5 protein-coding genes are annotated in these 6022 nt (G+C 53.2%); 3 read left to right on the top strand and 2 right to left on the bottom strand.

The features are described 5' to 3' along the window. Nucleotides 1-161: 161 nt before the first annotated feature. Nucleotides 162-2048, bottom strand: coding sequence for a flagellin (locus ACSZO4_RS24115; protein WP_437891611.1), 1887 nt, complete (start codon nucleotides 2046-2048; stop codon nucleotides 162-164). A gap of 424 nt (nucleotides 2049-2472) precedes the next feature. Between ACSZO4_RS24115 and ACSZO4_RS24110 the strand changes: the two genes are divergently transcribed. The 3 genes from ACSZO4_RS24110 to ACSZO4_RS24100 all read left to right on the top strand — a co-directional run bounded on the left by ACSZO4_RS24110 (nucleotide 2473) and on the right by ACSZO4_RS24100 (nucleotide 5339). Continuing rightward, complete coding sequence (locus ACSZO4_RS24110) at nucleotides 2473-3723, top strand: ATP-grasp domain-containing protein (RefSeq protein WP_437891609.1); 1251 nt, start codon at nucleotides 2473-2475, stop codon at nucleotides 3721-3723. A 31-nt stretch (nucleotides 3724-3754) separates the two neighbouring features. Next, nucleotides 3755-4861, top strand: coding sequence for a phosphoserine transaminase (locus ACSZO4_RS24105; protein WP_437891607.1), 1107 nt, complete (start codon nucleotides 3755-3757; stop codon nucleotides 4859-4861). A gap of 151 nt (nucleotides 4862-5012) precedes the next feature. Then, nucleotides 5013-5339: a hypothetical protein gene (locus ACSZO4_RS24100; protein ID WP_437891605.1), complete on the top strand. Its 327-nt coding sequence runs from the start codon at nucleotides 5013-5015 to the stop codon at nucleotides 5337-5339. Nucleotides 5340-5695: 356 nt separating this feature from the next. Here ACSZO4_RS24100 and ACSZO4_RS24095 read toward each other — a convergent pair whose 3' ends face one another. Next, nucleotides 5696-5947, bottom strand: coding sequence for a CcdB family protein (locus tag ACSZO4_RS24095; protein WP_437891613.1), 252 nt, complete (start codon nucleotides 5945-5947; stop codon nucleotides 5696-5698). Nucleotides 5948-6022: the final 75 nt, after the last annotated feature.

Here is a 6022-nt window from a genome sequence, read left to right as displayed (position 1 = left end):
ACAGCTCAGCTAAGGTAAGGCTAATACAGATAAGGACTCCACTGAACCCCACCGATTAAATCGCACCTTCCTTAGAAATTGTATTGTTTTGTACAGTGGTGAAAAAATGCGCAATGATTGGTTCGCACGCCCCCCTCTTCCCTGAGGGCTCAGGAGAAAAGCTAGCCCCGTAACAGCGCCAGCACCAGCTCCGGCGTGCTATTGGCCTTTACCAGCATCTCGGCACTGGCCTGTTGCAGCAGTTGTGCGCGGGTCATGGCCGACACTTCGGTCGCATAATCCGCATCTTCAATACGTGAACGGGTGGCGGCGATGGCGCTGGTGGCGCTGTCCTGCAGGTTCTGCACCGATTCCAGCCGGTTGGCTACGGCGCCCAACTGCGTGCGGCGGGCGTCAATGCGCTGGATGGCGCGATCAAGCGTGGCCAGCGGATCATCCGGGTTGCGCAGACGGATTCCTGAGCCCACCTCAGAGATGTTCATCACCGTGTGGTTGGTGTCGGTATCGGTATTGGAATAGATGCTGGTGGCGTAATAGACCTGCACCTCACCCACGCCGTTAAGCGTTTTCAGCAACAACGGGCTGGTCGGTGTGTTATGCACCACCAGGGTCGCAGTCTTCGACTCTCCGCTGCCGGGGAGATCCATATAGTAGTTGCCGTCGCTGTCCAGACGCAGCACGTCGCTAAACGTCTTGCCTTCGGCGTCGGTGTAATTGAGTTGTACGTTGGCCGGATCGAGGGTCACGTAAGCATTCCCGAACACATCCGTCACGTCTGTAAAGCTGTTAACGCTGCTGGCAGCGGTGGCAACCACGCTTAACGTTGTGGCGGTACCGTTCGTCGTCGCGGTGAAGGTGGCCGGGTAGTACTGCAAATTCCCGCCGTTATTCACTTCCATCAGGTACTGGCTGCCGGACTTCATCAACCGGCCTGCAACCGCATTGCCGTTCGCGTCGGTAAAGGTTGTCGCCACGGTGCTGCTGTCCACCTCAGGCGTGGTGGTGACGCTGGTGGGCAGGGTGGTAAATTCGAAATCCTCTTTACCGTCGGGGTCGGTTATTTGCGCCGTCACCGCGCCGGTCGGGCCAAAGGTCAGGCTCGCCGGGAAGTAAGTATCACCCTGCTGAATATAATACTGGCCGTTGTCTTCGGTAAGCGTGCCGCCGCTGACGGCGTTGCCGTCGGCATCGAAGACGTCGAGGCTGGTAATGGCGCGGGAAGGGATTTGCCCGGCGTCGCTATACAGTGGGGTGCCTGAATAGGCATTGATGGTAATCGTCCCTGTACCGGTCTGGGTGTCCCAGATTGCCCGGTAAGTGGCCAGGTTATAGGCGGTGTTGCCGTTAGCATCCGTCCCCTGAATGTAATATTCGTTGTCGACCGGGCTGCGCACCAGTTTGGGTGAGGTCAGCGTGGTGCCGGTGTAGTTTACAGCGATGGCGCTGTTGCTTAGAGACATTGAACTGGCATAACCCGTGTAGCGGTTAACATCAGACACGGTGCCGCTGATGCCGCTGATAATCAGGTCTTTCAGCCCCAGCTCATCCACGCTAAAGCCCGGAGAGGACAAATCGAGGTCGATTTTCTCGTTATCATGCGCCCCGACCTGGAACCCCAGCTTGCCTGCGCTGCCATCGAGCAGGTTGATGCCGTTGAAGCTGGAGGTGGAATTAAGCTGGTCGATAGCCTTCAGATTGAGGTTGATCTCCGCCTGAATGGCATCTGAATCTTCCTGCGAGTTAATGCCGTTCAGCCCCTGCACCGTCAGCTCGCGAATGCGCTGCAGTCGGTTGTTGATTTCATCGAGCGCGCTCTGGGCCGTCTCCACCATCGACAGCCCATCACCCGCATTGCGTTTGCCCACCGCCAGCGCGCTTTGCTGGCTCGCAAGACGGTTGGCAATAGCCTGCCCGGCCGCGTTATCACTGGCGCTGTTGATGCGCAGCCCCGACGAAAGGCGACGGATAGACGCATCCAGCTCCGACTTGCTTTTGGCAGCCTGGTTCTGGGTGTTAAGCGACGAAAGGTTAGTTTTGAGACTGATCATTAGCCTGCTCACGGAAAAATCCCTGGTAACAGTTATCGGCAATGCCCTGCGTTCTTTAGGGTAATAATTTCGCTTAAGAGAGCCTGAGTTGGCTGGGTGGTGGATTCGTCTTTCCGGTTAAGCGAAACGGTAAAATTGCAATATATTTCGTTGTTAAATGTTTAAACGTCAGTATTTACAGGAAGAAAACCCCTAAGCCTACAAAATAAGGTAGGGCAGGAACGTAACAGCCCGGTGGCGGCGTTTATTGCGGCTCAAGGGGAAATCGTGGCGGGCAAATTCTCCGAAATGCATCCAAAAACAGAGGATAATTGGCGTTTTGCTTTTCTTGACTGCTGGTTTAATGGCTGAAGCTATGTCCAAGAGCAATCGCCGCTGCATGGCGACGCTTTCGGCACTCATCTTCCAAAAAGAGAATTGACGATTGAACAATCCAGCGTCAGCCGACACGTTGCCCGCGTCCGAAGCAGCGTTCCCTCCAGCGGCCCATTTTTTCGGACTCGCGCCTTTCCTGCGTATGAGCATTGCCGGGTATGATTTCACCGCCGATACCCAGCAGATGATTGCCGACGCGCAGGACAACCCGGATGACGCCATGCTGTGGATGAATTTGTCCACGGCGATGATGAGCCTCAAGCATGAAGAACTGGGGTTGACCATCCAGGATCAGGCGCTGGCGCAACAGCGTATTTACGTGCGCCCCGCCGCCATTCAGCCGGCAAAGCAGCGTTTATTAATGCTGGTGGTGCCGGGCAATCTCTCGGCCAACGTTCCACTCGACTGCCTGCTGGAAAACAGCGACGTCGACCTGATTTACTATTTTGTTGATCCGCACGGCGCCGAGCCGCTGGCCTGGGCGATTCCGGAGCATGATCTGGTCATGGTCGCCATCGGCGCCAGCGACGAAACCCGGGAGCTGATTAAACGACTGGAAGTCAAACTCGCCGACTGGCCGACGCCGGTGATCAACGCCCCGCAGTATGTGTTTTCATCTGAGCGCAACACCGCCAGCCTGCTGCTGCAAAACGTGCCGGGCCTGCAAATCAGCCCGGCGCTGCACGTTACCCGCACTGAACTGGATGAAGTCGCCGCTGGCAACCTGGCGCTGTCGGATGTGGTGCAGGGGCATCAGTTCCCGATCATCCTGCGTCCGGTAGGCACCCACGGCGGCCACGGCCTGCAAAAACTCGACACCCCGGCAGAGGTGGCTACCTACCTTACGCAGTTACCGGAACCCGTTTTCTTCCTTTCGCAGTTTATTGATTACAGCGGGGAAGACGGCCAGTTCCGCAAATTCCGCGTGATGCTGATTGATGGCAAACCTTATGCCTGCCATATGGGCATTTCATCGCACTGGATGATTCACTACGTCAATGCGGGTATGTACGAAGATGCCGCCAAGCGTGCCGAAGAAGCGGTGTTTTTAAATACTTTTGCTGACTTTGCCGAGCGCCACAAGGTTGCGCTGGAGGCTATTTATCAGCGTACCGGCCTTGATTATCTCGGTATTGATTGTGCGGAAACCAAAGACGGTCAGTTCCTGGTTTTCGAAATCGATCCGGCCATGGTTATTCACGCAATGGATGATGACGTTCTGTTCCCCAACAAACAGATCCATATGCGTAAAGTGATCGACGCGTTTCGTAACCTGCTGTCAGAGCGGGTTAATCCTTAATTCACTCGTTATTGAGTACTGTGGAAAACTTATGTCATTAAATCCAAAAAACGCCCTTAACTTCTCCGGTGGCCCGGGTGCGCTGCCTGAGGTGGTTCTCAACCAGGTTCAGCAGTCGATCATCAATGTACCGGAAGTGGGCCTGTCCATCCTCGGCATCAGCCACCGTTCAGCCTGGTTTGAAGCGGTTGTTCGTGAGACGGAAGACAACATTCGCAAGCTGCTGAATTTGCCGGATGATTTCCACATTCTGTTCCTGCAAGGCGGCGCGACCCAACAGTTCTCCCAGGTGCCAATGACCATGCTGCGTGGCAAAAAACACGCTGCTGAGTATCTCGATACCGGCTACTGGAGCCGCAAAGTGGTCACCGAAGCCATGCGCGAAGGCCCGGTAAAAGTGGTCTGGAGCGGCGAAAGCGATGGTTATCGCCGCCTGCCGACGGAAGAAGAACTGACCTTCTCTCCGGACGCGCCTTACATTCACTATGTCTCCAACGAGACGGTGGAAGGTCTGCAATTCAACCGCGTGCTGGGCCACGACCACGTGCCGCGCGTGTGCGATATGTCTTCCGACTTCCTCTCCAAACCTTGCGAAGCCGACAAGTTCTCGCTGATTTATGCCCACGCGCAGAAGAACATCGGCCCGGCAGGCGTGACCATTGTGCTGATCCGCGACAGCGTGGTGCAGAACGGCACCAAAGACTTGCCTGCATTCCTCGACTACCGTCGCCAGATTGAAGCCCACTCCAATCTGAACACCCCGCCGGTCTTCGCCATTTATGTGGTGCTGCTGGTAACCCGCTGGCTGCTGAACGATATCGGCGGCGTGGAAAAAATGGGTGAAATCAACCGCGTGAAAGCCGACCTGCTGTTCAGCATTCTCGACAACAGCGACGATTTCTATCACTCCTGGGCCGCGCCTGAGCACCGTTCCGATATGAACGTGGCGTTCACCCTGCCGACCAAAGAGATTGAAGCCGCGTTCTTCGAAGAAACCCGCGCCGCAGACTTCTCCGGCCTCGAAGGCCACCGCGCCATCGGCGGCGTGCGCGCCTCGATTTATAACGCGCTGAGCGTCAGCTCCGTTGAGAAACTCGCCGGATTTATGCAGGACTTCCAGCGCCGCCACCGTAAGTAAGCGGGGGTAGGTGAAAGGACGGGACAGGGAGGTTCTGTTGAATTTGCCGTAGTAGGTTGGGAACAACCGTATATAATTGGAAGCAATGTTATAGTCACTCCCGCAAATCTGCTGGTTTGCGGGAAAATATAGCGTATTGCCAAGAGGATATATGGAAAGGGAACTGACGGAAAAAGATCTGATCGCGAAGGGTTTCACTGAGAAGAATGTTGCACGTCTCAGAGAGGTTCTCTCCAGAAAAGAGAGTGGTAATGAATCCTATCGATCGTTGATTGATGATCTCAGCAAGCGATTTATCGCAGGTATCATTTGCGCCATCCTGATCCTTATTCCTTTCTTTATTTTACCTGCGATTTATCCTGGTTCTTTAGTCTTTTATTACATCCCTGTCGCTCTATTTGGTTTTTTTGCCGTTTACTTTTTGATCCCCATGAATCTTTCGTGGAAAGCCTATAGGCTGGTTAAGGATTTGAAGTAAGGGTTGGTTTGTAATTTTTCTCAACCATCGACTAACCGGGATAACAGTAGACAAAAATATCATGTTCACGGCTGTATTTCCCTTACCTAAAGTAGCCATAATAAACGGCATAAAAAGCTTTCTACACATTGGTTATATCGGTTTAATTTAATGGCTTAAAAGAGTGTTCCCGGCTGAAAGGGTCTCCAGTTTTATACCGGACTTACAGCGTTACCACCGTAAATAAGAGGGATGGGTGACAGGGCAGAACAACGATGTTCTGTTTGCGTGGCGTTTAGTACAAGACGTTATGCCTGGGGCGGGTAATTAGGGTTATCCGACTTTTTTAGTGAAATGCCACTCTGACCAGAAAATACTTAAATACCTAAAATCATCATGTCTACAGCAGATACGAGTTGATCACGTAAATGTGAAGCATCCATTACCGCATCTTTATCTGGCAGGTTTTTTATATCCGTTGTTGTTATCATGGTTGTCAGCACGACATAATCAATATTCTCTATATTTACAACGGGTGTTAATGCCTTGACCTGAGAATTTGACTCAGTTTTTGGAGTTAAGGGCATAACCAGACGTGTGTTCAGATGTGTAAGCATATCTGCCTGTATATTAAGGAAGGTGCGATTTAATCGTCAGTTATGAGAACATAAGGCTTTCTTTGCCATAGATTTTTCACGATGCCC

The sequence above is a fragment of the Phytobacter sp. V91 genome (genome assembly GCF_965644225.1).
Classification (GTDB): domain Bacteria; phylum Pseudomonadota; class Gammaproteobacteria; order Enterobacterales; family Enterobacteriaceae; genus CBFFRJ01.
This window is presented reverse-complemented; position numbering and strand designations above follow the sequence as displayed.